General features: G+C 54.7%; 1 protein-coding gene. It reads right to left on the minus strand.

Annotated elements, in window-relative coordinates; all coding sequences use genetic code 11:
• Positions 1-717, minus strand: a 717-nt coding sequence (locus tag ACR0MQ_RS22955; RefSeq protein WP_480611284.1) for an efflux RND transporter permease subunit, incomplete at both ends; no start/stop codon positions are given.

Below are 717 nucleotides of genomic sequence, written 5' to 3' on the forward strand. Positions count from 1 at the left end.
AGTTAAAGAGCCCGACAACAATCAGTGCCATGATCGAAAACGCGGGGATCAGACCCGGAATCAAAGAAGCTTGCGCAGACACTGTGTCCTCGTATTCTCCACCCCATTCCATACTGTAGCCCGGCGGCAATTCAGCCTCCAAAGCTTCAAAATCGGCAAGAACTGCGGCGCGATAACTTGGCAGAGTTACGCTATCGATTGGATTGGCTTGCACAGTCAGAACACGGCGCCGGTCGCGACGATTGATCGCTGGATCTTCGGGCTGAATATTCACGCCGCGTACAACCTGTGCCAATGGGACAGGCTCAACAGAAAACGGAGACTGAAGTTGCAGCAGTTCAAAGTTGTCGACGGCTGCCACATCTTCTGCGCCAGGCCGAACGATGATTGGCAGCAACTCGTCACCTTCGCGGTAGAGGCCGACCGAACGCCCGTCAAATGCACGTTTTGTTGTGTTTCCAAGATCTTCATAGGTGATACCGGTCCACCGTGCTCGGTCCTGGTCATAGTTTGGGACAGTTTTCAGGACACGGTTGCGCCAATCGGTGCGCGCCACTTTCGTCCATTGATGCTGATCCAGTATCGCAACTGCTCTGTCACCAATTTCGCGCAGAGTCTCAGGATCAGCATCCGATGGGCCGATGATGCGGTTCTCGAATGCCCAGGTGTTGCTGGGGCCCACACCGAATTGACGTGTGAAAGAGGTCGCCTCAGGCA

The sequence above is a fragment of the Ruegeria sp. AN6 genome (assembly GCF_056540425.1).